The 22,039-nt window shown below is 59.6% G+C and carries 23 protein-coding genes; 13 read left to right on the forward strand and 10 right to left on the reverse strand.

The window, feature by feature from the left end:
• Positions 1–106 precede the first annotated feature (106 nt).
• Together P3T25_RS00985 and P3T25_RS00990 are read right to left on the reverse strand one after the other, a co-directional pair.
• Entirely contained in the window at positions 107–1,756 is a 1,650-nt protein-coding gene (locus tag P3T25_RS00985) for a fatty acid--CoA ligase (protein ID WP_429357256.1), read from the reverse strand.
• Between the two features lie 110 nt (positions 1,757–1,866).
• Positions 1,867–2,361, reverse strand: coding sequence for a 2,4'-dihydroxyacetophenone dioxygenase family protein (locus P3T25_RS00990; RefSeq protein ID WP_429357257.1), 495 nt, complete (start codon positions 2,359–2,361; stop codon positions 1,867–1,869).
• A gap of 202 nt (positions 2,362–2,563) precedes the next feature.
• On the opposite strand from P3T25_RS00990, the gene P3T25_RS00995 reads away from it, so the two are divergent.
• From P3T25_RS00995 to P3T25_RS01015, 5 genes are all read left to right on the forward strand, one after another.
• On the forward strand, positions 2,564–3,157 hold the full coding sequence (locus tag P3T25_RS00995) for a TetR/AcrR family transcriptional regulator (RefSeq protein ID WP_266256964.1): 594 nt from the start codon (positions 2,564–2,566) through the stop codon (positions 3,155–3,157).
• A 195-nt stretch (positions 3,158–3,352) separates the two neighbouring features.
• Positions 3,353–4,561, forward strand: a complete 1,209-nt coding sequence (locus tag P3T25_RS01000) for a CaiB/BaiF CoA transferase family protein (RefSeq protein ID WP_154559145.1) — start codon at positions 3,353–3,355, stop codon at positions 4,559–4,561.
• A 192-nt stretch (positions 4,562–4,753) separates the two neighbouring features.
• The gene (locus P3T25_RS01005; protein ID WP_266256966.1) at positions 4,754–5,260 is read left to right on the forward strand and encodes a 2,4'-dihydroxyacetophenone dioxygenase family protein; all 507 of its coding nucleotides are present in this window, start codon (positions 4,754–4,756) and stop codon (positions 5,258–5,260) included.
• Between the two features lie 50 nt (positions 5,261–5,310).
• Entirely contained in the window at positions 5,311–6,192 is an 882-nt protein-coding gene (locus P3T25_RS01010) for an alpha/beta fold hydrolase (RefSeq protein WP_429357258.1), read from the forward strand.
• A gap of 62 nt (positions 6,193–6,254) precedes the next feature.
• Complete coding sequence (locus P3T25_RS01015; RefSeq protein ID WP_429357259.1) at positions 6,255–7,181, forward strand: 3-hydroxyacyl-CoA dehydrogenase; 927 nt, start codon at positions 6,255–6,257, stop codon at positions 7,179–7,181.
• 19 nt (positions 7,182–7,200) lie between these two features.
• On the opposite strand, the gene P3T25_RS01020 is transcribed toward P3T25_RS01015, so the two are convergent.
• Positions 7,201–8,226 (reverse strand): AraC family transcriptional regulator, encoded by a 1,026-nt coding sequence (locus tag P3T25_RS01020; protein WP_429357260.1) that lies wholly within the window; start codon positions 8,224–8,226, stop codon positions 7,201–7,203.
• Between the two features lie 480 nt (positions 8,227–8,706).
• Here P3T25_RS01020 and P3T25_RS01025 point away from each other — a divergent pair, with 480 nt between their 5' ends.
• The 3 genes from P3T25_RS01025 to P3T25_RS01035 all read left to right on the forward strand — a co-directional run bounded on the left by P3T25_RS01025 (position 8,707) and on the right by P3T25_RS01035 (position 13,185).
• Positions 8,707–9,813: a porin gene (locus P3T25_RS01025; protein WP_429357261.1), complete on the forward strand. Its 1,107-nt coding sequence runs from the start codon at positions 8,707–8,709 to the stop codon at positions 9,811–9,813.
• Between the two features lie 74 nt (positions 9,814–9,887).
• Complete coding sequence (locus P3T25_RS01030; protein WP_429357262.1) at positions 9,888–11,222, forward strand: MFS transporter; 1,335 nt, start codon at positions 9,888–9,890, stop codon at positions 11,220–11,222.
• A 265-nt stretch (positions 11,223–11,487) separates the two neighbouring features.
• On the forward strand, positions 11,488–13,185 hold the full coding sequence (locus tag P3T25_RS01035; RefSeq protein ID WP_429357263.1) for an adenylate/guanylate cyclase domain-containing protein: 1,698 nt from the start codon (positions 11,488–11,490) through the stop codon (positions 13,183–13,185).
• A gap of 6 nt (positions 13,186–13,191) precedes the next feature.
• Here P3T25_RS01035 and P3T25_RS01040 read toward each other — a convergent pair whose 3' ends face one another.
• Together P3T25_RS01040 and P3T25_RS01045 are read right to left on the reverse strand one after the other, a co-directional pair.
• Positions 13,192–13,980: an anti-sigma factor family protein gene (locus tag P3T25_RS01040; protein WP_429357264.1), complete on the reverse strand. Its 789-nt coding sequence runs from the start codon at positions 13,978–13,980 to the stop codon at positions 13,192–13,194.
• The gene (locus P3T25_RS01045) at positions 13,977–14,516 is read right to left on the reverse strand and encodes a sigma-70 family RNA polymerase sigma factor (protein WP_429357265.1); all 540 of its coding nucleotides are present in this window, start codon (positions 14,514–14,516) and stop codon (positions 13,977–13,979) included. Before P3T25_RS01045 ends, P3T25_RS01040 begins: the two co-directional genes overlap by 4 nt.
• A gap of 261 nt (positions 14,517–14,777) precedes the next feature.
• On the opposite strand from P3T25_RS01045, the gene P3T25_RS01050 reads away from it, so the two are divergent.
• Complete coding sequence (locus P3T25_RS01050) at positions 14,778–15,023, forward strand: DUF4148 domain-containing protein (RefSeq protein ID WP_154559155.1); 246 nt, start codon at positions 14,778–14,780, stop codon at positions 15,021–15,023.
• Positions 15,024–15,162: 139 nt separating this feature from the next.
• Positions 15,163–15,483 (forward strand): DUF4148 domain-containing protein, encoded by a 321-nt coding sequence (locus tag P3T25_RS01055; RefSeq protein WP_154559156.1) that lies wholly within the window; start codon positions 15,163–15,165, stop codon positions 15,481–15,483.
• Between the two features lie 143 nt (positions 15,484–15,626).
• On the opposite strand, the gene P3T25_RS01060 is transcribed toward P3T25_RS01055, so the two are convergent.
• Positions 15,627–15,923 (reverse strand): cupredoxin domain-containing protein, encoded by a 297-nt coding sequence (locus tag P3T25_RS01060; protein WP_233464776.1) that lies wholly within the window; start codon positions 15,921–15,923, stop codon positions 15,627–15,629.
• Between the two features lie 85 nt (positions 15,924–16,008).
• Positions 16,009–16,953: a metallophosphoesterase family protein gene (locus tag P3T25_RS01065; RefSeq protein WP_429357266.1), complete on the reverse strand. Its 945-nt coding sequence runs from the start codon at positions 16,951–16,953 to the stop codon at positions 16,009–16,011.
• A 455-nt stretch (positions 16,954–17,408) separates the two neighbouring features.
• Here P3T25_RS01065 and P3T25_RS01070 point away from each other — a divergent pair, with 455 nt between their 5' ends.
• A complete protein-coding gene (locus tag P3T25_RS01070) occupies positions 17,409–17,672 on the forward strand; it encodes a hypothetical protein (RefSeq protein WP_429357267.1) in 264 nt (87 codons plus the stop codon).
• Between the two features lie 333 nt (positions 17,673–18,005).
• On the opposite strand, the gene P3T25_RS01075 is transcribed toward P3T25_RS01070, so the two are convergent.
• Complete coding sequence (locus tag P3T25_RS01075) at positions 18,006–18,323, reverse strand: DUF4148 domain-containing protein (RefSeq protein ID WP_154559160.1); 318 nt, start codon at positions 18,321–18,323, stop codon at positions 18,006–18,008.
• A gap of 382 nt (positions 18,324–18,705) precedes the next feature.
• Between P3T25_RS01075 and P3T25_RS01080 the strand changes: the two genes are divergently transcribed.
• Both P3T25_RS01080 and P3T25_RS01085 read left to right on the forward strand, forming a co-directional pair.
• The gene (locus P3T25_RS01080; protein ID WP_233464777.1) at positions 18,706–19,008 is read left to right on the forward strand and encodes a hypothetical protein; all 303 of its coding nucleotides are present in this window, start codon (positions 18,706–18,708) and stop codon (positions 19,006–19,008) included.
• 245 nt (positions 19,009–19,253) lie between these two features.
• Complete coding sequence (locus P3T25_RS01085) at positions 19,254–20,297, forward strand: patatin-like phospholipase family protein (protein WP_154559162.1); 1,044 nt, start codon at positions 19,254–19,256, stop codon at positions 20,295–20,297.
• A gap of 99 nt (positions 20,298–20,396) precedes the next feature.
• Here P3T25_RS01085 and P3T25_RS01090 read toward each other — a convergent pair whose 3' ends face one another.
• Positions 20,397–20,774, reverse strand: coding sequence for a copper resistance CopC family protein (locus P3T25_RS01090; RefSeq protein WP_429357268.1), 378 nt, complete (start codon positions 20,772–20,774; stop codon positions 20,397–20,399).
• An 80-nt stretch (positions 20,775–20,854) separates the two neighbouring features.
• Positions 20,855–22,024, reverse strand: coding sequence for a porin (locus P3T25_RS01095; RefSeq protein ID WP_429357269.1), 1,170 nt, complete (start codon positions 22,022–22,024; stop codon positions 20,855–20,857).
• Between the last annotated feature and the right edge of the window lie 15 nt (positions 22,025–22,039).

The following is a 22,039-nucleotide window of genomic DNA, read 5'->3' on the forward strand; positions in this document are numbered from 1 at the left end:
GTAACCGTCTGTTGACTAGATGACCAACTCCTCGCCAACGAACTCGTCAAGCGTTGCCACGCTATAGCCCGGGATGCTCATCGTCTCGTCTCCTCCATTTCACCGGTCAGATAAACAGTTCACGCAGACGTTTCTTGTTCATCTTGCCGACGCTCGTTTTTTCGAGCGCCTCGACGAGCTTGACGATCTGCGGTACCGCGTACTTCGAGATCTGCCCTTTCTCGCTGAACGCGAGGACGTGCTTTTTGACATCCTCCTCCGTAAGCGTTGTAGTTAGGCCCTTCCTGGGTACAACCAGCGCCACGGGCCGTTCGCCCCACTTTTCGTCCTTGACACCGATTACGGCAACTTCCGCAACACCTGGATGCTGCGAAATCAGGCTTTCGATTTCAAGCGACGAGACCCACTCGCCGCCTGACTTGATCACGTCCTTGATGCGATCGGTGATCTGCAGATTGCCCGTCGCGTCGATGTTGGCAATATCCTGGGTATGCAGATAGCCGCCTTCCCAGAGCTGCTCGGACGCCTCCGGATTCTTCAGATAGCCCTGGGTAAGCCACGGTGCGCGCACGACGATCTCTCCATACGCCTTGCCGTCGTGCGCGACGTCTTCCATGTTCTCATTCACAATGCGCAAGTCGACGAGCGGCACTGGATAGCCGGTCTTGCAGCGCAGGCGCACCTCCTCTTCCGTGTGGATGTCCCCGCTGTCCGGCCTCAACTGCGCGAGGCTCAGCATGGGGCACGTCTCGGACATGCCGTAGCCGGTAAAGATATCGATGCCACGGTCGAGCGCGGCGCGCGCGAGGCCGTGAGGCAATGCGCCGCCGCCAATGATGACCTTCCACTTGCCCAGATCGACATCCTTTGCCTCTGGACAGTTCAACAGCATGTGCAGAATCGTGCCGACGCAGTGCGAGAACGTGACCTCTTCGTCGCGCACCAGTTGCACGAGCCGCTCCGGCACATAGCGTCCTGGATAAACCTGCTTCACACCGAGCACCGTGGCGATGTAGGGTATGCCCCAGGCGTGAACATGGAACATCGGAGTAAGCGGCATGTACACGTCGCCGCGATGAAAACGTTGCCCCGACACCGGGCTCGCCAGCGCAGCCATGGCGGTAATCGTGTGCAACACCAGTTGCCGATGTGAGAAGTAGACGCCCTTGGGCAAGCCGGTGGTTCCTGTCGTGTAGAACGTGGTGGCCCGTGTGTTCTCGTCGAAATCCGGGAACGCATAAGTGGACGCGCTCCTGGCAAGCAGGCTTTCGTATTCGTCGGAGAACGGAATCGTGTGGGCGCATGCTTCGCTGCCTTCCTCTTCGATCCAGACGAATGTGCGCACCGTTTCGAGCTTGTCCTTGATCGCTTCCACCACAGGTAGAAAATCGGTGTGAACGAGCAGGATCTCCGCGCCGGCGTGATTGATCGTATAGGCGATTTCTGACGGCGAGAGCCGCACGTTCACCGTCTGCAAGACGGCACCCATCATCGGGATGGCGAAGTAGCATTCGAGGTAGCGATGACTGTCCCAGTCCATGACCGCGACGGTACTGCCATGCTGCGCTCCGAGTCCACTCAGACCACCGGCGAGCCGCGCAATGCGTTCGCCCAGCGTCCTGTAGGTCAGCCGCTTCTGCCCTCTGTACACGATCTCCTGGTTCGGCGCGTGGGCGAGTGGCGTATGCAGCAGGTGCTTGATCAGCAATGGATAAGCATAGGCTGACGGCGTCGGATTCATCGCCTGGTCGTGCATCTACATCTCCTTGGTTCCGATAGTGGGTACCCGGTTCACGAATGCATCCACCAGCGGCGTCCGCGTAGTGGCATCTCGGCGATGCTCTCGAGCCGGGTTATGCAGGCGTGCTATTGGCCGATCAGGTCGATCTCGGGCAACTCATTGGCTTTGCAGTAGTCCTGATAGCGGCTCAAAGCCGTCCGCCACGTCTCGACGAACGTGACCTTGCCGTCTTCGTCGAGGAAGTGGAGCTCACCGGTCGACACCACGAGCGCCATACCATTGTCGTCGTCGGAGAGATTCGTGAACGAGTGTGACGACTCCGAGGGCTCAAACACGAAATCGCCGGCTTGCGCGATCCAGTCGTGCTGGTCGTATTTCCAGCGACCACTGAGGGTGTAGACCATCACCGTGCCGGTATGGCGATGAATATGCGCGCCTTCGCCTTTGGCCGCCTTCATGAGCAGGACCACTTCGCCCGTGACCGGGTTGATCTTGAAGTACTTGAGTAGAATCCTGTCGTTGATCGGCGCGAAGGGAATCCACGGCGTGGCGTTTCCAGCGATATGGACCGTGTCGATCGCGGAAACATCGTTGAGGGCTAGCGTCGCTTCTGCGTTCATGGAATGAGTCTCCGATTGTGTTGAGGGCTGGGCGTGCGCCGCGTGAACCGTGCGCAATCTCCAGTGCCTATTCAATCGCAAGTCGTCCGTGGGAACTTGACCTGTGCCGCCCTATTTTGTACTTTACGCGCCACTCGCCTGTTCTTTCCGATAGTGTGGGAAAGGCCAGAGAACGAGGCACAAACAACGGGAATACTACGACATGCAACAAACCGAAAAGCGCGAAAATCGTCGGATCGAGATCGCTGACCACGCGATCAGGTGCTTTGCGGAACACGGGTACGCTGAAACGTCGCTGCGCGACATCGCGGAAGCTGCAGAAATCAACTTAGGGCAACTGCACTATTACTTTGAGAGCAAGACCGACCTCATTCTCTACACAATACGTCGCTACAAGACCCGCTTCATTGGTCGTCTTGTGGAAGCGATGGAGCAGGAAGGAACCACGAAGAACCGCGTAACCTCTGTCATCGACTTGCTAATCGCAGCCGCTACGCGCGACGCGAAGATTCATCGTCTCTGGTACGACCTACGCGCTCAAGCACTGTTTAATCCAGGTTTGCGCGCGGCCACCTCGGAGATCGAGCGGGATCTGGAGAACGCCACCTCTACACTTCTTCATCTGCAGCAGCCTGAGGCATCACGCGGAACGATCCATCAGACATTTCTCCTGCTTGATGCGCACTTCTTCAATGCACTGCAAATGACACTCTCTGGAGAGGACCCCGAAGGCAAGCGATTTCGGCGCACCATACGGCGCCTGCTGGTTGCAGCGATTCCTGCCACTACAAAATAGGTCAACTGTCTAAAAAATTGACAAATTAGGACGATCGTCCCAATAATTCCGAACCTCGGGCGCTCGAGACTCGGGTTAGGGATCGGATCGATGAAGAGTTCCACGCAAGTTGCGGACGACGCACTCACCTCCAGCCTGCACCCGGTCGACTAGAAGTGACCTCCTCGCTATACCCCCTGTCAACCTGGATTTGCCATGTCTAACCTGCCCTCCTCACTGCCGCTCGCCGGCATTCGCGTTCTCGATCTCTCCCGGATACTTGCCGGACCGTGGTGTTCCATGGTGCTGGGTGACCTCGGCGCCGAAGTCATCAAGGTCGAGCACCCGAAGCGCGGCGACGACACCCGCGATTGGGGCCTGCGCGTCGGTTCGACCGAGACAGCCTATTTCAACAGCGTCAACCGCAACAAGCGCTCCGTGAGCCTCGACCTGCAAACCGCCGAGGGCCAGCAGATCGCGCGGGAGCTGGCGCAGAAGTGCGACGTCGTGATCCAGAACTTCAAGTTCGGCGGCGTGGAAAAGCTGGGCCTCGGATACGAGCAACTGAAGCAGGAACATGAGGACCTGATCTACTGCTCAATCTCCGGCTATGACCGCACGGGACCGGAAGCCGCACGTCCCGGCTACGATCTGGTGGTTCAAGGCGAGGCCGGGCTGATGGCGCTCAACGGCGAAGCCGATCAGCCGCCCCTGAAATTCGGCGTTGCGGCCGTCGACCTGTTCACCGGGATGTACTCCGCCCAGGCGGTGCTCGCAGCGCTGTTCGAGCGCCAGAAGACCGGCAAGGGACGCCACATCGAAATGGCGCTGTTCGATTGCGGCCTGATGATCACGTCGTATTACGGGCTGGAAGCGCTGATCATGGGCGAAGACCCGCCGCGTTACGGCAACGCGCATCCCTCGATCGTGCCCTACGGCGTATTCGATGCGGCCGATGGACCGCTCGTCATCACGGTCGGCAACAACAGTCAGTTCACGCGCTTCTGTCGCGATGTGATTGAACGCCCGGATCTTGCCGAAGACGAGCGCTTCCAGACGAACATCGGCCGTGCGGCGAACCGCGAGGCTCTCGTGCCCGAACTCAAGCGCGAGATTGGCCGGAGAGCACGCAGGGTGTTGCTGGAGCGCCTGGCTCAGGCCGGCATTCCATGTGGCGAAGTGCTCGGTCTTCACGAGGCACTCACCTCGAAGCGCGCGACGGACGCCGGGCTCGTGACGACGCAGCCGCATCCGGAGGCCGGCAGCACGCACGTCCTCGCTCCGCCCTACCGCTTCGACGGTGCGCGCTTGCCAGTACGAAGCGCACCGCCGCAACTCGGGGAAGGCACGAAGGATGTTCTGCAGTCGCTGCTTGGTCTGTCGGACGAACGGCTCTCACGGTTGAAGGCTGACGGCGTCGTTTGACGCCGCATTGCGCCTCGCTACAGGACCACACTTTCCTTCCGGTCCAGAGAAGAAAAACCTGGCGCGTAAAGTACAAAATGGGGCGGCACAGGTCAAGTTCCGACGGGCGACTTGCGATTGAATAGGCACTGGAGATTGCGCACGGTTCACGCTGCGCACGTCCAGCCCCCAACACAATCGGAGACTCATTCCATGAACGCAGAAGCGACGCTAGCCCTCAACGATGTTTCCGCGATCGACACGGTCCATATCGCTGGAAACGCCACGCCGTGGATTCCCTTCGCGCCGATCAACGACAGGATTCTACTCAAGTACTTCAAGATCAACCCCGTCACGGGCGAAGTGGTCCTGCTCATGAAGGCGGCCAAAGGCGAAGGCGCGCATATTCATCGCCATACCGGCACGGTGATGGTCTACACCCTCAGCGGTCGCTGGAAATACGACCAGCACGACTGGATCGCGCAAGCCGGCGATTTCGTGTTTGAGCCCTCGGAGTCGTCACACTCGTTCACGAATCTCTCCGACGACGACAATGGTATGGCGCTCGTGGTGTCGACCGGTGAGCTCCACTTCCTCGACGAAGACGGCAAGGTCACATTCGTCGAGACGTGGCGGACGGCTTTGAGCCGCTATCAGGACTACTGCAAAGCCAATGAGTTGCCCGAGATCGACCTGATCGGCTGCCAGGGCGGCCGCTAAGCGACGTCGACGCACCTGATCCACGCTTCTGCCTCACGGAGATCACACCGATGACTCACCTTGCACCCTCCGCACCGCTTCTGCCCCTGGAAGAGCTGACACTGGCCTGCGGGCCGCATACCCACAAAGCTCTGGCCGCGGGGCCGCGGAGCGGGGAGTGCGTTCTCCTGCTGCATGGGTGGCCGGAATTCGCCGACTGTTGGCGCGAGATTCTGGCCGCGCTCGGCGCAGCAGGCTACCGGGCAGTCGCTGTGGATCAGCGCGGCTACGCTGAGAACGCCCGGCCGAAAGACATTGCATCCTACGCAGCCGGGCATCTCCACTCGGACGCCCTGACATTCGCCAATCAACTGGGCGCAGGACGCTTCCATCTGATTGCCCACGATTGGGGCGGGCTGGTTGCGTGGGGGCTCGCCTCGACGCATGCACACCGCGTGAGTTCGCTGTCCGTGCTGGCCACGCCACATCCGTTAGCGCTGCAAGCGGCGCTCCATCAAGAAGACCAATACAAGCGCCTGGATTATGTTCGTGCATTTCGTCAACCAGGGGGTGTCGCAGAGCAACGCCTGCTGGCGGACGGAGCAGCGGCGCTGCGGGCCGCATACGCCGGACGCGTTCCAGCTTCGCTCGTGGACGACAACGTGCGGCGCCTCAGTGAACCGGGCGCGCTTTCCGCGACATTGAACTGGTATCGCGCGCTCCCCGACGATCTGTCTTATCCCGCAGGCCGCGTTGCCGTCCCGACACTCTACGTTTGGGGATCCGAAGACCGCGCCCTGGGCCGCGAAGCCGCACTGCTCACGGAGGGCTTTGTCGACGGGCCCTACCGTTTCGAAATACTCGAGGGGGCAAGTCACTGGCTCCCGGAAGAAGCGCCGGACCGGATCATCCCATTGCTGCTCGACCATCTCGCCGCCTCGCCGCTGGCGTGAATCCTCGTACTGGCAAAAGATCCGGCCCATCCGATCTACGATACGCACCGCACCCGTCACTCATGCCTACTCATTCCCTAAACGACAATCAGCCGATCGCACGCGTCATGGTGGCCGGCACCGGCGTGCTCGGCGCGCAGATCGCCTTTCAGTGTGCGTTTTCCGGTATCGACGTCGTAGCCTACGACGTCGATACCGCATGCCTCGATCGCGCGAACGCCCGTTTCGATGCGCTAGGGCGCGTCTACGCTGCGGACCTCGGCGCGTCTCGCGAGCAGATCGAAGCCACGCTGGCACGCATCGAGGGCAATACCGACCTCGGTTTGGCCGTCGCCGGCACGGACCTCGTCATCGAAGCGATCCCTGAAGATCTGGCAATCAAGCAGTCTTTCTACCGTTCACTGTCGGCAGTAGCGCCGGCCGGCACCATCTTTGTGAGCAACTCGTCGACACTGGTGCCGAGCCAGTTCGCAATGTTCAGCGACCGGCCCGAGCGCGTGCTGAGCCTGCATTTCGCGAACGAGATCTGGAAGCACAATATTGCGGAAATCATGGGGCATGCGGGCACCGACCCCGCCGTATTCGCGCGCGTGGTTGAGTTTGCGCATCGCATCGGCATGGTGCCTTTGCCGCTGCGCAAGGAGCAGTCCGGCTGCCTGCTGAACACAATGCTCGTGCCCATGCTGGTCGCCGCGCTGGGTCTGCTGGTCAACGAGGTCGCAGATGTTCAGACGATCGACAAGGCGTGGATGATTGCCAAGGAGGATCGCATTGGCCCTTTCGGCGTTCTCGACAGAATCGGCATGACGACCGTCTATAACGTGACCCGCGCGCTTGCGGAACGGTCGGGTGATTCGACGCATCGGCGCATGGCGGAATACGTGAAAACGCATTTCATCGATACAGGGCATCTCGGTGAACTGACGGGACGCGGCTTCTATCAATATCCCGATCCGGAATTCCTGAATCCAGCGTTCGTCGCCGCGTGAAACGCAGGGCAGGCTATGGCTACTCAGCAGAGCGTCCGGGGTCAGCTCCGTGACGCATTGCTCGAAACTGCCGGGGCGTGACGCCCCGCAGTCGCTTGAACGCACGGCTAAATGCGCTTTGCTGCGAATAACCGAGCAGTTCCGAGATCTCGGCGAGACGCAGGTTCGACTGCTGCACATACTTAAGTGCGAGATCTTCACGAACTTGTTCCCGCAGTTCATCGAACGTCGTGCGGGCCTCGGAGAGGCGACGTTGCAAGGACCGCGGGGACATGGCGAGCGCTCGCGCTATGGCGTTGAGCGAACTGTCCGTGAACGGCAAAAGTGCGCGAATCATCGTTTGCGTGCGCACCACCCATAGCGCCTCCACCTGGGCTCTTTCTCGCCGCAAATGTGCCTCGAGCACACGATGCGCGTTACGGCGAAATTGTGTCACCGGACGCGTCACCGTACCGCGATCGAGGACAATCGCGTTTCTGTCCTGATCGAACTCGAGGGATGCTCCAAACGTACGCCTGTGCATTGTGCAGTCCGCAGGCGCCGAATGACGGAATTGCACAACGGCCGGTTGCCAGGCGGTACCGCAGATGGTACGCAAATACTGCATACCGTTAGCGAGACCCAGTTCAACTGCCTGAACCTCTCCGGGACCGGAAGCGTTTTCAAGGTCGTAAGTCAAAACCATTCCCTGATCGTCCCGCACAGCCCGTACAGAAGACATCGACGTATGTAGTACGTAGAACTCGGCAAGCGTATCCATTGCCTCCCCGATGGTACGAGCACCATGCATCATGACAAGGATCGGCCCCAGGACCGCAAGGCCCTGATATTCGGCCAGCCTTAGTCCAAAGTTCCGGCATTGCGTAACTTCGGCAGCTAGCGAAAGGAATCGAAGCACTTGCGCACCCCGGATCGGCACATCCGCGGAACGGAGCGCAAGCTCCGGCAGATCGGTTCCGGCCGCAACCAACTCGGGTTGAACGCCGAGCACCTCAAGCAGAGGAGCAGCTCCGGTCAACACAACACTGGGTAGGTAGCCTTGCATTCTAGATACAGATCGTCACTTGAGATGGTTCGCTGCGAGAGGGAATTTACCCGATGGTATCGCGTTGTCGACTGAAAGAGTACGCGCATTTGGCGCGGGGTCTCATTCGCGACCATTTTGTCTTGTAGGACTTGCCGCGTGCCGCGACGCAGGTGTTGAACGGGTCGTCGACGATGATCCGGTTAGCTGGCTACGCTGTCTGGTGAGATGTGGCGCGCAAAGTACAAATTCCGGCGGCGCGAGTCAAGTTCCCACGCGTGAATTGCGCGTAAATAGGGACCAGGGATTATGCAACGGCAAATCGGCAAGTACCTGAAGCATGATTAGGCATCCAAAATTTATAACGACATATAAAACGCTTCGGCTTGGTCGCGTCTACGCGCAACGCTCTACTCAACGCGACAACACCGAATCACACCGCCGTTCACGCCGGTATCGCGCCATTCATTTACATACTATGAACTAAAGGAGACACCCTTCATGACGAAAAAGATTTCCACCATTCGTGCCATTCGAGACGCCGCCGTCGGCGGCGCCTGCACACTAGCCGTCACATTCGCCAGCGCACCCGCTGCTCATGCGCAAAGTAGTATCACCCTCTACGGCATCACCGACGCCTCGATCCTCTATACCAGCAAGACGGCCAACCTCGCCACCGGCGCCAGCGAAGGACACCAGTTTTCCTTTGAATCTGCCGGCGAAAACGCGTCTCGCTTCGGCCTGCGCGGAACCGAGGATCTCGGCGGCGGACTCGCCGCCATCTTCACTCTCGAAAGCGGCATTGACATCTCCAACGGGGGATTCGGGAACTCCAACGGCAACTTCTTTGGCCGCCAGGCTTGGGTCGGCGTCACCGGCGGCTTCGGCACCGTCACCGCCGGCCTTCAGTTTTCGCCGTTCCTGTTGTCCATTTTCGCGAACGACCCCCGGGACCTCAAGCAGTTTGGCAGCGGGCTCGTCAGCTACGTCGACAACGTCATCGTCACCGGCCTCTTCAACCCCAACTCCGTTATGTACACGTCGCCCGAGATTGCCGGCATCCAGGGCCGCGCGATGTACGCATTCGGTGGGTCTCCGGGTAACTTCCAGGCCGGACAACAGTATTCAGCGGGGCTCACATATCACTACAGCGGCTTGCTGATCACCGCCGCAATGTATAACGGCAACTCCGGCGGCTCCGCGGCCACCATCCCGAACCCTAGCACCATCGCCTTCTCCGGGCGCAACATCGGCGCCACCTACTACTTCGACCGCCTGACTGTCAAAGCCACTTACACGCTCTACAAGGTCGCCGGCTCCTTCGACAACCGTGTGATCTCCGGCGGCCTCGCCTACAAGCTCACACCCGCCCTCTCCCTCGACGGCGGCGCCTGGTACACCCGCGACGGCAACAACTCCAACAACCATTCGATCCTCGGCTCGCTCGGCGTCGACTACTCGCTGTCAAAGCGCACCACGCTCTATAGCCAGGTCGCCTACGTCAACAACCATGGGGGCATGAACACCGGCCTCGCGATCAACGGCGCGCTCTTTGGCGTACCTGGTTCCCAATTCGCCGCCGACCTCGGCATTCGCCACTCGTTCTGAACGTTCCCAGACGACTGCGGTCGGGGTATACCGGCCGCGACGACACCAGGCTTAAGCCCGGAAAGAGACAAGTCATGAAATCTGGCGCGATTACTAGCGCTCCGCCATCGCAATCCTCGCTGACCAAGGCGACCGATGCAGTGTTTCTAAAGATCAGTTGGCGGATCCTGCCGATACTGGTGGTCTCGTACATGATCGCTTACCTGGATCGCGTCAACATCGGCTATGCGCAGCTACAGATGAAACAGACGCTGCCGTGGAACAACGCGGTCTATGGCCTCGGCGCCGGCATCTTCTTTCTCGGCTACTTTCTTTTCGAAGTTCCAAGCAACCTGCTACTAGCGAGAATCGGTGCGCGCAAGACGTTGCTGCGGATCATGGTGTGCTGGGGCATCGTCGCTGCGGCGACAATGTTCGTCGCAACGCCGACCGAGTTCTATATCGCCCGCTTCCTGCTTGGCGTCTTCGAGGCAGGCTTCTTCCCCGGCATCATTCTGTACTTCACATGGTGGTATCCGTCGGCGCGTCGCGGCCAGGCGATCGCAATCTTCATGTCGGCGACAACCATTGTCAGCGTGATCGCGGGGCCGCTGAACGGCGCGATCCTGAAGTACCTGCATGGTGTCAACGGCTTGTCCGGCTGGCAGTGGCTGTTTCTGCTTCAGGGACTTCCCGCGGTAGCACTCGGTATTCTTGTTTTCCTGTTTCTGGAGGACAAGCCAGCGGACGCGAAATGGCTTTTGCCTGCCGAGAAGGACCTCGTGTATTACAGTCTCGAACACGACAGGAATGATGCTCAGAGCGAGATCCACGCGAAGTTGGGGGACATCCTGCGCAACCCCAAGGTCTGGCTGCTGTCGCTGGTGTATTTTCTGCTGCTAGGGGCGACCTACACAATAGTGTTCTGGGCTCCGACCTTGATCCAGAGCTGGGGGGTCAAGGACGTGCTGGTGGTCGGCATCCTGGCGGTGTTCCCGAACGGATGTGGCGTGATTGGGATGATCCTGATTGGGCGCAGCTCTGACCGGCTGCATGAGCGCCGCTGGCATTTCGCGGCCTGTGTTGCCGTCGCGGCACTCGGCCTGTGGAGCACCACGCTGCTTCAGGGCAACCTGGTGGGCGGGCTGATGGCGCTGTCGTTCGCCGTGATCGGCATCGCTGCTGCGACGCCAGTTTTCTTCACGCTCGTTAGCGAGTCTCTGTCAGCAGGTGCTGCCGCCGCGGGCATCGCACTCATCAGCAGCCTCGGCAACCTTGGTCCAGCGGCGAGTCCGGCGATCAACGGGCTGATCACACAGCACAGCGGCAGTATGGTCTACAGCATGTATGTGGTGGTCGCGCAGTACCTGCTGGCCGGGATCATCCTGCTAGTCTCGGTGCGTTCAGCAAAGGGCGTGCGCTCAGTTTAGTCAGTCGCTTGATCGACAGTAGTAATATTCCTGAAGGGACGCTTTGAAAGATCAAGCTCCACAATAGAAGTGTCGAGGCACGTGGTCGCCCGGTTTGGCGTCGCAAGCAGGCCCGGTCCAAGCTGGCGTTTCTCAAAGAGCTCCGCTACCTTGGCGACAAGCCGATGGATGCATGACTAAACGCCCGTTGCAACCACATCGAACCGAGCCCCGCCGGTCGATCTCCTAACGAAATGCCTTTGATCGAGAGGGTGGAGAGCAGAGCATGTTGCGCTTTCCCAGTATTCAAAGATGGCGGCCGGCGGGAGTGCGATCGGTTCGGTTGACCACCGGACTGGTGCTGTTCACCTATGTAGGGGCGCACCTCCTGAATCACTCGCTAGGGAATATCTCGCTCGCGTTGCTGGAGCGTGGTCTGCTTGTACAGAAGTTTATCTGGCAGGGATGGCTTGGAACAGGCGTGCTGTACAGCGCGCTCGTGACGCATTTCTTCCTGGGTCTGTGGGCTCTGTATGAGCGGCGCTCGGTGCATTGGAATCGGGGTGAGGCGACGCAGCTCGTCCTCGGTCTTTGCATTCCGCCGCTGCTAGCCAACCATCTCGCCAATACTCGGGTCGCATTTGCCGCGTTCGGCCTGAACAAGGGTTACGCGCAGTTGTTGTACTCGTTCTGGATCGCTTCGCCGTTCTTCGGTCGAGCACAGTTGGTGCTGTTGGTGGTCGCCTGGTCGCATGGGTGTTGCGGCGTCTGGTTCTGGTTGCGGTTGAAGCCATGGTTTGGGGCGTGGCGAAGCGTGTTGCTGAGCGTCGCTGTGCTGCTCCCGGTGCTCGCTCTGCTAGGCTTCCTGCAAGGCGGACGGGAAGTGATTGCGCTTGCGCAGGATCCCGTCTGGCGCGCCGCGGCGACTCGGTCGACGGTCGTCGGGACGGGATTGCAAAATCTCTGGCTCGCCGATCTGCGCAACGACTTTTTGCTCTTCGATGGTGGCGCGCTGCTGTTGGTACTTGGGGCGCGGCTGCTGCGCACGGTCCGGGAGCGCCGGCACGGCCGGCTCTGCATCTTGTACCCAGAGGGGCGCAAGGTATTCGCGCCGCTCGGATTTTCGGTGCTGGAAGCGAGCCGGATGGCCGGAGTTCCCCATGCGAGCACGTGCGGTGGCCGTGCCCGCTGCACATTGTGTAGAGTGCGCGTGCTCAGCGATGTGCCGCTGCCCACGCCAGCCGAAGCGGAGCGGCGCGTCCTGGAGCGACTGGGCGTTGACTCGCAGACAGTGCGTCTTGCTTGCCAGCTGCGGCCGATCCATGATCTCTCCGTGTGGCCATTGGTGCCGCCGGCCGCATCCACGGCCTTCCTGCAACCGCGTCAGCGGGACGTCATGCCGCAAGAGCGATTCGCGGCGTTCATGTTCGTGGACATGCGGGGTTCCACACAGCTTGCAGCGGCGCAACTACCGTTCGACAGCATATTCGTAGTCAGTCGCTTCCTGAGCGCTGTCTGTGCCGCGGTGGTAGAGGCAGGCGGTATGCCAAACCAGTTCATGGGCGACGCTGTGCTCGCGATCTTCGGCTTACACGGCGAGCCAGCCATTGCTTGTCGCCAGGCGCTTTGTGCGGTGCCGTTGGTGGCAGCCAACATTGATCAACTCAACGCTGCGCTCGAACAGCAGTTGCAAACGCCCATCCGGTTTGGCATTGGATTGCATTGCGGCCGGGCTGTAATGGGTGAGATTGGCTTTCGCGAGCATGTGACATTCACGGCAATTGGTGACCCACTGAACGTGGCCTCAAGACTTGAGGAACTGACAAAAGAAATCGCTTGCGACGCTATCGTGTCCGAACAGGTGTTCCAGCATGCCGGCGTTTCGGCGGCAGACCTGCCGCAGCTTGAGGCACACCTGAAGGGCCGCCATGACCCGGTTCCCGTCCGCGTGCTGTCCAAGGCGTCCCAGATGCCTCAGGCCTGACGCCACCTAGGAAGCGGGATGCGCTCGCAGGTCCGTGATGAAGCCGTTCAGTTCCATGTTCCCGGCATCGGTAATTGCCCAGTAATTCATTCCTGCAGCACTCCAGTGCGCGAGATGATAGCCCTGCCGCTGATAGATATGAGGCGTGGCGCCCGCGTCGTCGCCCGGCCATACATAAAGATTGATCGGGTGCAGCTTGTACCGATAGACCATCACGGCCACCGGCCGCCCGTCCAGGTAATCCAGCCGCCCACCGACCAGGGGATATCCCTGCTGCGCCAGATCGACCACCGGCGGCGCAAAGTCCAGCTTGCCGTCAAACCACGGTTTCACTGTGTGCCGGTCGGTTGAAATCACATCCGAGAGATGGTTGAACTGCAACGAGCGGATATGGTTGTCCACAAGTTCCTGACTCAGGCGCGTCTCGCTCGACGGCACCGAGAGGTACAACCCCGCGCTCCACGTCAGCGCGACCACACTCATCACCATCGCACCAACTGGTGCCCAGCCCAATGACCCACCGCCGCTGCGCCAACCGAACAGCTCAACCAGCCGTTGCCAAAGCGATGGCCGCCCCGGCAACGCCGCCTTGATGCGTTTCACCAGTTCAGCGGGCGCCTCGACGCGCAAATCCGCCCGCCTGAGCTGCGCACTCACCTGGCGGTGCTGCGAGTAGACCTGCTGACACTGCTCGCAGCCTGCCAGATGGCGCTCGCATTCGAGCGCCTCGGACAGGCTCAATTCCTGGTCGAGATAGCCGGGCAGCAATTCGAAGGCCTGTTCGTGATCCATCATGCCTCCTGATCCGTCGGGGCGAGCAGTGCCGCAAGTTGCTGGCGGCCCCGTCCGAGGCGCGACATCACGGTCCCCATCGGGATGCCCACAATGGTGGCGATTTCCTTGTACGACAATTCTTCCAGCTCCCGCAGGACGATCACCTCACGGTATTCCAGACGCAGACTCTGCAACGCCTTGTGTACCCGCCTCCGGCTCTGGCTGCTTATGAGCATCGCTTCAGGATTGTCGTCGTGATCAGCGGTACTCGTCTCAAGACTATGCATATCTTCCTCAAACTCCAACGTATCCGGTGCGTGGCCCCGGTTCTGCTGATACCAGGTGTAGAAGGTATTGCGCACAATGCTTAGCAACCAGGCACGGGCATCGTCGCCGCGGAATCCGCCAAAAAAACGGAACGCGCGCAGATACGCTTCCTGCACCACGTCCTGGGCATCCTGGTCGTTATGCGTCAGCCATCGCGCTACATTGAAGGCGGAATTCATATGAGGTAACACGAGCTTCTCAAAGCGCTGCGCGCTGACTGGATCGGCCATGTGAAATTCCTGCAGTAACCGTGATCCGTGACCGACAGTAATCAAACCGCCAGCACGTCGTTTTTATTCCCCGCCGGTCAAAATCGCTCAGTAGTACTCTGGCGTAGGTCGACATCACCCCGACCAGCCATCCGATATATGTCGCCGATCGCAAGCTGACGCGGACAGTCAGGCCAATGCTTTTATCGAAGATTTGGGAATATCTGATGACGAAGCGGCGTCTACTCATTGCATACCGCACGCTATTATCAGGAGTCTGAAATGAAGAAGCTCGCCATTGCCGCCATGTCGCTGTCCGTTCTCATGTCATCGGGCGCATTTGCCCAGAGCAAGACACGCGCCGAGGTCTATCAGGAACTGATCGAAGCGCAGCAGAACGGCCTGAACTATGTCACCGATACCTCGTACCCGGATGTCAATCCGATCTTCGCGGCGCAGGTCGCGCGCATGAAACAGGAGCATCTTGCGCAACAGCGCGCAGCCATGAAGAACAGCACTACCAATTGAACATGCGTTTCGTCCCGCCTGATCTTCCCTGGCGGATGACGGCACGCCTGCGTCCCGTCCTCTCACCACCGCTCGCATTATGTGCAGCCCAGGCTGATCTTCGCGGGAATCAGCATCCCAGGAAGCAAGGAGCAGCATCATGAAATCGGATTCAATGAATCAGTTTGTTGACCAGCCACTACGTGCGCTGGTTGTCGCGGGCGCGGTGCTGATGGCTACTTCAGCCAGCGTGTATGCACAATCTTCGTCTGCCCCTGCCGCACATCAGCTCACTCGCGCGGAAGTGCGACATGAACTCGAAGAGCTGGAGGCGGCCGGGTATAACCCGGCCCAGGGCGACGACGTTGACTACCCCGCCGACATTCAGGCCGCGGAAGCAAAGGTTGCCGCCAAACATCAAGCGGAAAGAAGTGCAGTGATGGGCCTGGGGCAGACCGGGCAGACGAAGCCGACACCTTAAGTCGGCGCAGCGTCACGATTCGGAACGTGATAATCCGTGCTGCGCACCTGCATTGATAGTGCGCAGCACGGAGCTCCCCCCTCGCGCCTTCTTCCGGACAGGTACTCAACCTCTGGCGGCATGAGCTCAGGGAGAGAGTGCACCTAATTGACGGTAATCGTCGCTTTCATATACGGGTGAATGCCGCAGAATACCTTGTAGACACCGGGTTTATCGAACTTGAACTGGAAGGTGTCGTTCTGATCGAGCGGGCCGGAGTGGAACAGGCCGGCATCGTTGACAACCGCATGCGGTTCGCCATCGAGATTTTTCCAGGTCACGGTCGAACCAGCTTTGACCGTGAGCGACATCGGCGAGAACATGAAGTTCTTTATCATGACCGCATTGGCCTCCTGCGCCTGCGCGACGGCGAAATCGGAAGCGATTCCCCACATCAGCATCCCGATGCCGAGGGAGACGACGAAGGCGAGACGAAAGAAAGTGGTTCGCATGATTAGGATCCTTGTGGGTGAGTGGTGTCCGAAATCAGACGAGTGTCGTGTCGGCAAGTGTCGCCTTCAGCGGGTGGCGCGCGATCTTGATGCTGGTCACGCCAAGCATCCTCGGAAGCTGATCGCTCGCCACCGTCAGCGGCATGGGGCCGGGGCCATTGCCGGCCGTCGGTTGGGGATACGCCGTCGAGCGCGCTGTATGGAAGGTGATATTGCCCTCCACCTTCGACACGATCTGATGGATATGCCCGTTCAGGACGGTGACCGAACCAAAGCGCTTCAGATAGCTCATCGCCTGGCCAGAATCGCCGGTTCCCCACCCCCACGGTTCGTAAATCGTCCACATCGGCATGTGCGCAAAGACGACGATCGGTGTGCTGGACGAGCGCCCCTTCAAATCGTTTTCCAGCCAGGCGAGCTGGTCGTCGCCCAGGCCTCCCAGACCATTCGGCTTGAAATGCATGACGTTGACGAGCCCGATGAAGTGCACGCCATTGTGGTCGAAGCTGTAATAGCCTTTATTGTCCGAGGCTTGACCGAAACGGTTGAAGTATTCCGTCCCTGGCCCGTCTGTCACATCATGTTCGCCGGGCACGGTATGCAGCTCGGTGATATTCAGGCCCGACAACAATTGGGCCGCGAGGTCGAACTCTGCCGGTTTGGAAAGATGGGTAATGTCGCCTGTGTGAATCGTCAGCGCCGGCTTGACCGGCATGGCGTTGACAAAATCAATCGTCTGCTTGAGCGTACCGGCGACATCCGGATTGGCTTCCTTGTTGAAGCCTATATGAGTATCACTGATCTGAAGGAACAGGGGAACACCCGAGGCAACTGACGAATCCTTCGCCGTGGCGGCAAGGGCTAATTCCACCGGCGTGAGAACACCGCCGGCCAGGACAAACACGGTGCCTACGCCACCGAAGGCAAGACATTTCAACGCGCCGCGGCGCGACGGATCGGATGGAATATCTGACGACATAGTGCCCTCTCGACTAAGGTTCAGGAGGTAGCCCGCCAGATTATCCGACGGGCCTCCGGACTGGATTCAATACATAGACTGCCGGGTCCTCCGTTTTATTCCCGCTCGCTGCACATTTCGAATGTGGTCGTGGGGTCGGCGCAACCGGTTCGCACCCTGGTTGGCTGCGGTGGCCGCGTACCAGGATCGCATTGTCACGCACGTAACCGCGACGTGATCAGAATCGGTGACCAATACCGATCCGCCGCCTGATGCTGACGAGCCGACGGCGAACTGATTTTGCTGTCGGCCAAGTGTGTTTTATTGAAGATGCGGGAATATCCAGCGACGAAACAGCGTCTACATAGCTAACCAATTGTGCACCTCGATTAGACATGCTCATGGCCATGCGAGGCCGCGCCTGAAAGTGCAAAGACCTGCAGCCCCCGCTCCAATTGAATACAGGAGATGCGAAAATGAACCAGTTTGATCTTCGCGAAAGCCCGATCCCCGGCGCGTACAGCGCTGGCGCAGCCCGCGACCACAAGGCGGCGAACGGCATTCCAGGTTTGCGCAGCCGGCCCGTAGGCAGGAAAGCTTCGTCGCGCATCCGCCGCGCAGTCTGGCTCCCTGCCGCCTTCGCGGGAATGATGGCTGCGGGATGCACGTCCTTGCCCCAGGCCGGCAGCAATGAATGCGTAGGTCCAGTCAGCTACTGCCAGCCGTTCTTCGGCTCCTGAATGGCAACTCTCCCCATGTCTGGTATCAAGGGCGACAAATGTGCATAGCAGATGGCTGGTGATTGCAGACAGAGGCGCATCGCAAAAAGGGGGCGCCTCCGATGCCGATCACTATCGTTGTCTACTTGCCAGATGCCTTGCGTCGTGGCGTTTTCTACCAGCAGCACGCAAGGCCCGGTTGTCACTTGCTGAGCAACGCGAGACCTGCACCTATTTGCCTGCGCTCCTCGTCAAGCCGAAAGCGTTGTTCGTAACTATCGATGGGCGAACCTCAAACCGACCCTGCCCGGCCTCGACAAACCGTGTGCGACCTGTACGCGCAATCCGTCGCATTCATGGCGTGTGCTTCGTCTGCGCCATCTGGCTTCCCCCCGTCAGCGCATCCTGTTGCGCTTGATGTTTGGCCTCCAACCTTTGTTCCGCCGCCTGAATGTCCTCTGGGTAGTAGAGATCATTGGGAACAGGGCGATATCCGACCGACGCCAACTCCTTGAGTTCTTGCCGCACTTCGGCACGGGTGACCTGATGCGTGCCGGGCTCCGCCGACGTTTGCGCGTACACACAGGCTGACGTTGCCATCAGCACCGCACTCACGATGAGCGAACTACGCGCGGATTGACCAACAAGCCGATTAAGCGAATTCGATTTCATGATGCTACTCCTTGGTTTTCGAGCGCGTGATGGCCGCGATCCACTCGACTCCAGCGCACAGCGCTCTGCATGGGTAAACCACGGAACCGTCATCCTTATTCCCTACTCTCTGGACCCGCCCTGCGCGGTATCGCTCCATCCGGCCTGAAGATATGGCCGGATGACCCGTCAACGGGACCACGGCTCGTTTACTCACACCGCAGTCGATCTCTTTTCTTAGGTATTTCGATCGTGACAATTTCCATTTTTTTCACAGGCTGCGGGAATATCCGGCGACGAAACAGCGTCTACTCATTGCGTATCGCAAAACGGTATGAGGTCTGCAATGAAGGAATCTGACATGAAAAGCGTATTCAAGAGAGCGGGCGTGCCGCGAGCACTGATGGCATTGAGAGGACTCCTGCTAGCGGTATCGTGTATCGCCGCGGGCAGCGTCGCAGCGCAAGGTCTCAGCCCGTATGACGATATCAACTCGCCTGAAAACAGCACCCGGTTGATGCCGCAGGCTGCACGCGGGAGCGAGTATCCCACCCACGGTGATCGGCAGGCGGGAGAGCTGAATCTGAATCCGACGGATCCGCGGGCGCAACTCGCCAATGGTTTGCCGAACAATGCGCAGTCTGGTGGATACGGATCGCCACTAGCCGGCGTGAGGACCAATGTCGTGCCGCCGCCGAAGAACTGAGGGTCAAGACGAGCCGGGTTGGTGCATGATGTACTGCAGATAGCTGACTGCATTGAATCGGAAGTCTGATCGCCATCGAATCCAGGCATCTCACGTGGCTGATTCGAATGCGCGCTGGCGGGCCATCAACGGCACCCTGACTGGATCCAGTGTTGGTCGCGCCGCCTGATCATAGGCGTGCGAGAACGGCAGGGACGGGTAGCTAGTCGGGGGCGTGGCTGGACCCGGCATTGAGGAGGTTTCCGATGGCGACGACGAACAGGAAGCGGCCGATCGCGCAGAAGACGATCACACTCGCACTTCAAGGCGGCGGAATGCACGGAGCGTTCACCTGGGGCGTGCTTGACCGCCTGCTGGAGGACGGCCGGCTTTCAATTGAAGGCGTCAGCGCCACCAGTGCAGGTGCGATGAATGCCGCCGTCCTGGCCCACGGTCTACTAACGGGTGATTCCGAAAACGCGCGCCAGGCGCTGCACGACTTCTGGCGCGCCGTTGCACAATCGGCGGAGAGCTACGACCCCTTCGGCAAGATACCGTGGTTAAAAGGAGCTCACACGCTCGGACTGGACCACTCGTCCATGTACCTCATGGCGGACATCGTTCTTCGCATCCTGTCACCGTACCAGTTCAATCCCCACAACATGAATCCGCTGCGCGACATACTGAACCAACACGTCGATTTCGCCGCGTTGCGCAGACATTGCCCGATACACCTATATCTATGCGCAACTAACGTTGAGACCGGAAAAATACGAATCTTTTCCGGCGAGGAACTGTGCATAGAGGCTGTGCTTGCTTCGGCCTGTCTCCCGACACTGTTTCAGGCAGTAGAAATCGACGGAGAACACTACTGGGACGGAGGCTATGTCGGTAACCCGGCAATTTTCCCTCTGATCTATAACTGCGGAACACACGATGTCGTGATTGTCCACATCAATCCGATAGTGCGCCCCGGCGTACCAACCACGCCGGCCGACATCCTCAACCGCATGAACGAAGTGAGCTTCAATTCGTCACTGATGCGAGAGATGCGCGCAATCGCTTTCGTAACCAAGTTGATCCAGCAAAGAAGGATTGAGCCCGGCGGGATGAAGGAAATGTTGATCCACTCGATTCGGTCCGACCAGACAATGGCCGCACTCGGTGTGTCGAGCAAGTACAACGCCGACTGGAACTTCCTCTGCTCTTTGCGTGACCAGGGACGGACCGAGGCCGGGGCATGGCTCGAGGAGAACTACCACCACATCGGCCAGCGATCGAGCGTCGATATCAGCAGGGAATTCCTTTAAGGCTACGTTGAACAAGCCGCGCAACGGACTTGAGCGCCGAAGATTGCAGAAAGAATCACTGAACTCCTAATGCAAACACAACGCTAGGCAAGATCGCCGCTATTTGACCGTGAAGGTGTATTCGGCTTCCGTGCGATGCCCGTCGGCAGCGACCGCAACCCATGTGACCGTATACACACCGGGCGTTAGCGGGTTCAGCAGCACCGCCATGTGTTTAGGGTTCGACGAATCGACCATCGACTTACCAAGCGAGACGGACCTCCGCTGTGCATCCGTCACCGTGATCGCGCTAAATGCCGCTTCGAGTCCGTCATCGAAATCGATCGACACCTCCCTGGGCGAAACAGACATGCTAGCCCCAGGCGGCGGCACCTGACGTTTTGGATAGGCATGGGCGTTCGCCAGTTGCGCGATCGCGAGACTCAACGCGGCGACGGCGCCGCGTGCAGTGGAGCCGTTCAGGAAGGAGTTTTTCATAGACGTATCGTCAATCTTGATCAAGGCATGGATCGGGTATGGATAGCGCGACAGTTACGTCACGCGCCGACGTGTGACGATCAGAACCGCGTACGGATCCCCAACCGGCCCACCGCCTGATGCTGATTAGTCGACGGCGATACGCCGTTCACGTTTGCGACGGCGGGCGCTCCCGTCGAATCCCGGCCGTTGACCGTCTGATAGACGACCGCTGCATAAACGTCGGTGCGCGGCGACAACGTGTAATTCGCACCGATGGCGAACTGGTTGTAGTTCACGCCGCCGACCTTGCCCGTCACCTCGCTACCACGCGTGTAGTTATAAGAAATACCCGCGAGGAAAGCGGGCGTCACGTGATACTGGAAGCTAGCTTCGGCATCGTTGAACACCGCCGTGCTGCGCGCAAGCGCCGCGATATCACCGAACCGGATGTTCGAATAGGTTGCGCCGAACACAGCAGCTCCGAGCGCATAGGAACCGCCCCAGCCGATAACCTGATACGACTGCGCCGTAGCGTAGCCGCTAAACACCGGCGTGCCCGTCAGTCCATTGGATGTTGCCGTATCGGCCGGGTTGCTGCCGAACAGCGAAGCCGCCGGGTTCTTCACGTTCAGGTAAGCCACGCCCATGGCCAGCGGCCCCTGCTTGTAGCCCACCCCGAGCGAATAGACCTGGTCCGTCGTAAACGACCCCGCCACGCCTCCCAGGCTGTATATGCCGCCGAACGTCAACCCTGAGTAATCGATGCTCCTGAACTTGATCGCGTTGTTGGTTCGACGGCTGTTATTGAAGTTATCCAGATCGCCTGGGTGAGCCGAGTGCGCTGTACCAACATTCGAATCCCCGAATTCGAAATTGCCCAGATAGTCCACCACGCTGTCGTACTGACGGCCGAGCGTGAGCGTACCGAACCGGCTGCTGCTCAAGCCGACGAAAGCCTGGCGGCCGAACTCCGCACCGCCCTGCCCGAGCTTGCCGGTATTGAGGTCGAAACCATTCTCAAGCGTAAATATCGCGGCAAGGCCACCGCCCAGATCCTCGGTGCCTCGCAGACCCCATCGTGTGCCGTTCAGTCCGTTGATGGCATCGAGCGCGTATTTGGTGCCGCCGCCGGCCTTGCCTGCCACCGGTACATTGCTGACGGCCTCGAATCCTTCATCGATCAGGCCGTACAACGTCACGCTGCTTTGCGCATGGACGACACCTGCCAGCGGGCACAAAGTTGCTAATGCCAGAAGTTGCTTCTTCATTGAGTGATCCCCAGA

This window comes from Paraburkholderia sp. GAS32 (assembly GCF_050434225.1).
GTDB classification, from domain to species: Bacteria; Pseudomonadota; Gammaproteobacteria; order Burkholderiales; family Burkholderiaceae; genus Paraburkholderia; species Paraburkholderia madseniana.

Bases quoted from the DNA above. Each gene is read 5' to 3' on its own strand.
- P3T25_RS00985 (WP_429357256.1), bottom strand. From the start codon at position 1,756: ATGCACGACCAGGCGATGAATCCGACGCCGTCAGCCTATGCTTATCCA.
- P3T25_RS00990 (WP_429357257.1), bottom strand. From the start codon at position 2,361: ATGAACGCAGAAGCGACGCTAGCCCTCAACGATGTTTCCGCGATCGAC.
- P3T25_RS00995 (WP_266256964.1), top strand. From the start codon at position 2,564: ATGCAACAAACCGAAAAGCGCGAAAATCGTCGGATCGAGATCGCTGAC.
- P3T25_RS01000 (WP_154559145.1), top strand. From the start codon at position 3,353: ATGTCTAACCTGCCCTCCTCACTGCCGCTCGCCGGCATTCGCGTTCTC.
- P3T25_RS01005 (WP_266256966.1), top strand. From the start codon at position 4,754: ATGAACGCAGAAGCGACGCTAGCCCTCAACGATGTTTCCGCGATCGAC.
- P3T25_RS01010 (WP_429357258.1), top strand. From the start codon at position 5,311: ATGACTCACCTTGCACCCTCCGCACCGCTTCTGCCCCTGGAAGAGCTG.
- P3T25_RS01015 (WP_429357259.1), top strand. From the start codon at position 6,255: ATGCCTACTCATTCCCTAAACGACAATCAGCCGATCGCACGCGTCATG.
- P3T25_RS01020 (WP_429357260.1), bottom strand. From the start codon at position 8,226: ATGCAAGGCTACCTACCCAGTGTTGTGTTGACCGGAGCTGCTCCTCTG.
- P3T25_RS01025 (WP_429357261.1), top strand. From the start codon at position 8,707: ATGACGAAAAAGATTTCCACCATTCGTGCCATTCGAGACGCCGCCGTC.
- P3T25_RS01030 (WP_429357262.1), top strand. From the start codon at position 9,888: ATGAAATCTGGCGCGATTACTAGCGCTCCGCCATCGCAATCCTCGCTG.
- P3T25_RS01035 (WP_429357263.1), top strand. From the start codon at position 11,488: ATGTTGCGCTTTCCCAGTATTCAAAGATGGCGGCCGGCGGGAGTGCGA.
- P3T25_RS01040 (WP_429357264.1), bottom strand. From the start codon at position 13,980: ATGATGGATCACGAACAGGCCTTCGAATTGCTGCCCGGCTATCTCGAC.
- P3T25_RS01045 (WP_429357265.1), bottom strand. From the start codon at position 14,516: ATGGCCGATCCAGTCAGCGCGCAGCGCTTTGAGAAGCTCGTGTTACCT.
- P3T25_RS01050 (WP_154559155.1), top strand. From the start codon at position 14,778: ATGAAGAAGCTCGCCATTGCCGCCATGTCGCTGTCCGTTCTCATGTCA.
- P3T25_RS01055 (WP_154559156.1), top strand. From the start codon at position 15,163: ATGAAATCGGATTCAATGAATCAGTTTGTTGACCAGCCACTACGTGCG.
- P3T25_RS01060 (WP_233464776.1), bottom strand. From the start codon at position 15,923: ATGCTGATGTGGGGAATCGCTTCCGATTTCGCCGTCGCGCAGGCGCAG.
- P3T25_RS01065 (WP_429357266.1), bottom strand. From the start codon at position 16,953: ATGTCGTCAGATATTCCATCCGATCCGTCGCGCCGCGGCGCGTTGAAA.
- P3T25_RS01070 (WP_429357267.1), top strand. From the start codon at position 17,409: ATGAACCAGTTTGATCTTCGCGAAAGCCCGATCCCCGGCGCGTACAGC.
- P3T25_RS01075 (WP_154559160.1), bottom strand. From the start codon at position 18,323: ATGAAATCGAATTCGCTTAATCGGCTTGTTGGTCAATCCGCGCGTAGT.
- P3T25_RS01080 (WP_233464777.1), top strand. From the start codon at position 18,706: ATGGCATTGAGAGGACTCCTGCTAGCGGTATCGTGTATCGCCGCGGGC.
- P3T25_RS01085 (WP_154559162.1), top strand. From the start codon at position 19,254: ATGGCGACGACGAACAGGAAGCGGCCGATCGCGCAGAAGACGATCACA.
- P3T25_RS01090 (WP_429357268.1), bottom strand. From the start codon at position 20,774: ATGAAAAACTCCTTCCTGAACGGCTCCACTGCACGCGGCGCCGTCGCC.
- P3T25_RS01095 (WP_429357269.1), bottom strand. From the start codon at position 22,024: ATGAAGAAGCAACTTCTGGCATTAGCAACTTTGTGCCCGCTGGCAGGT.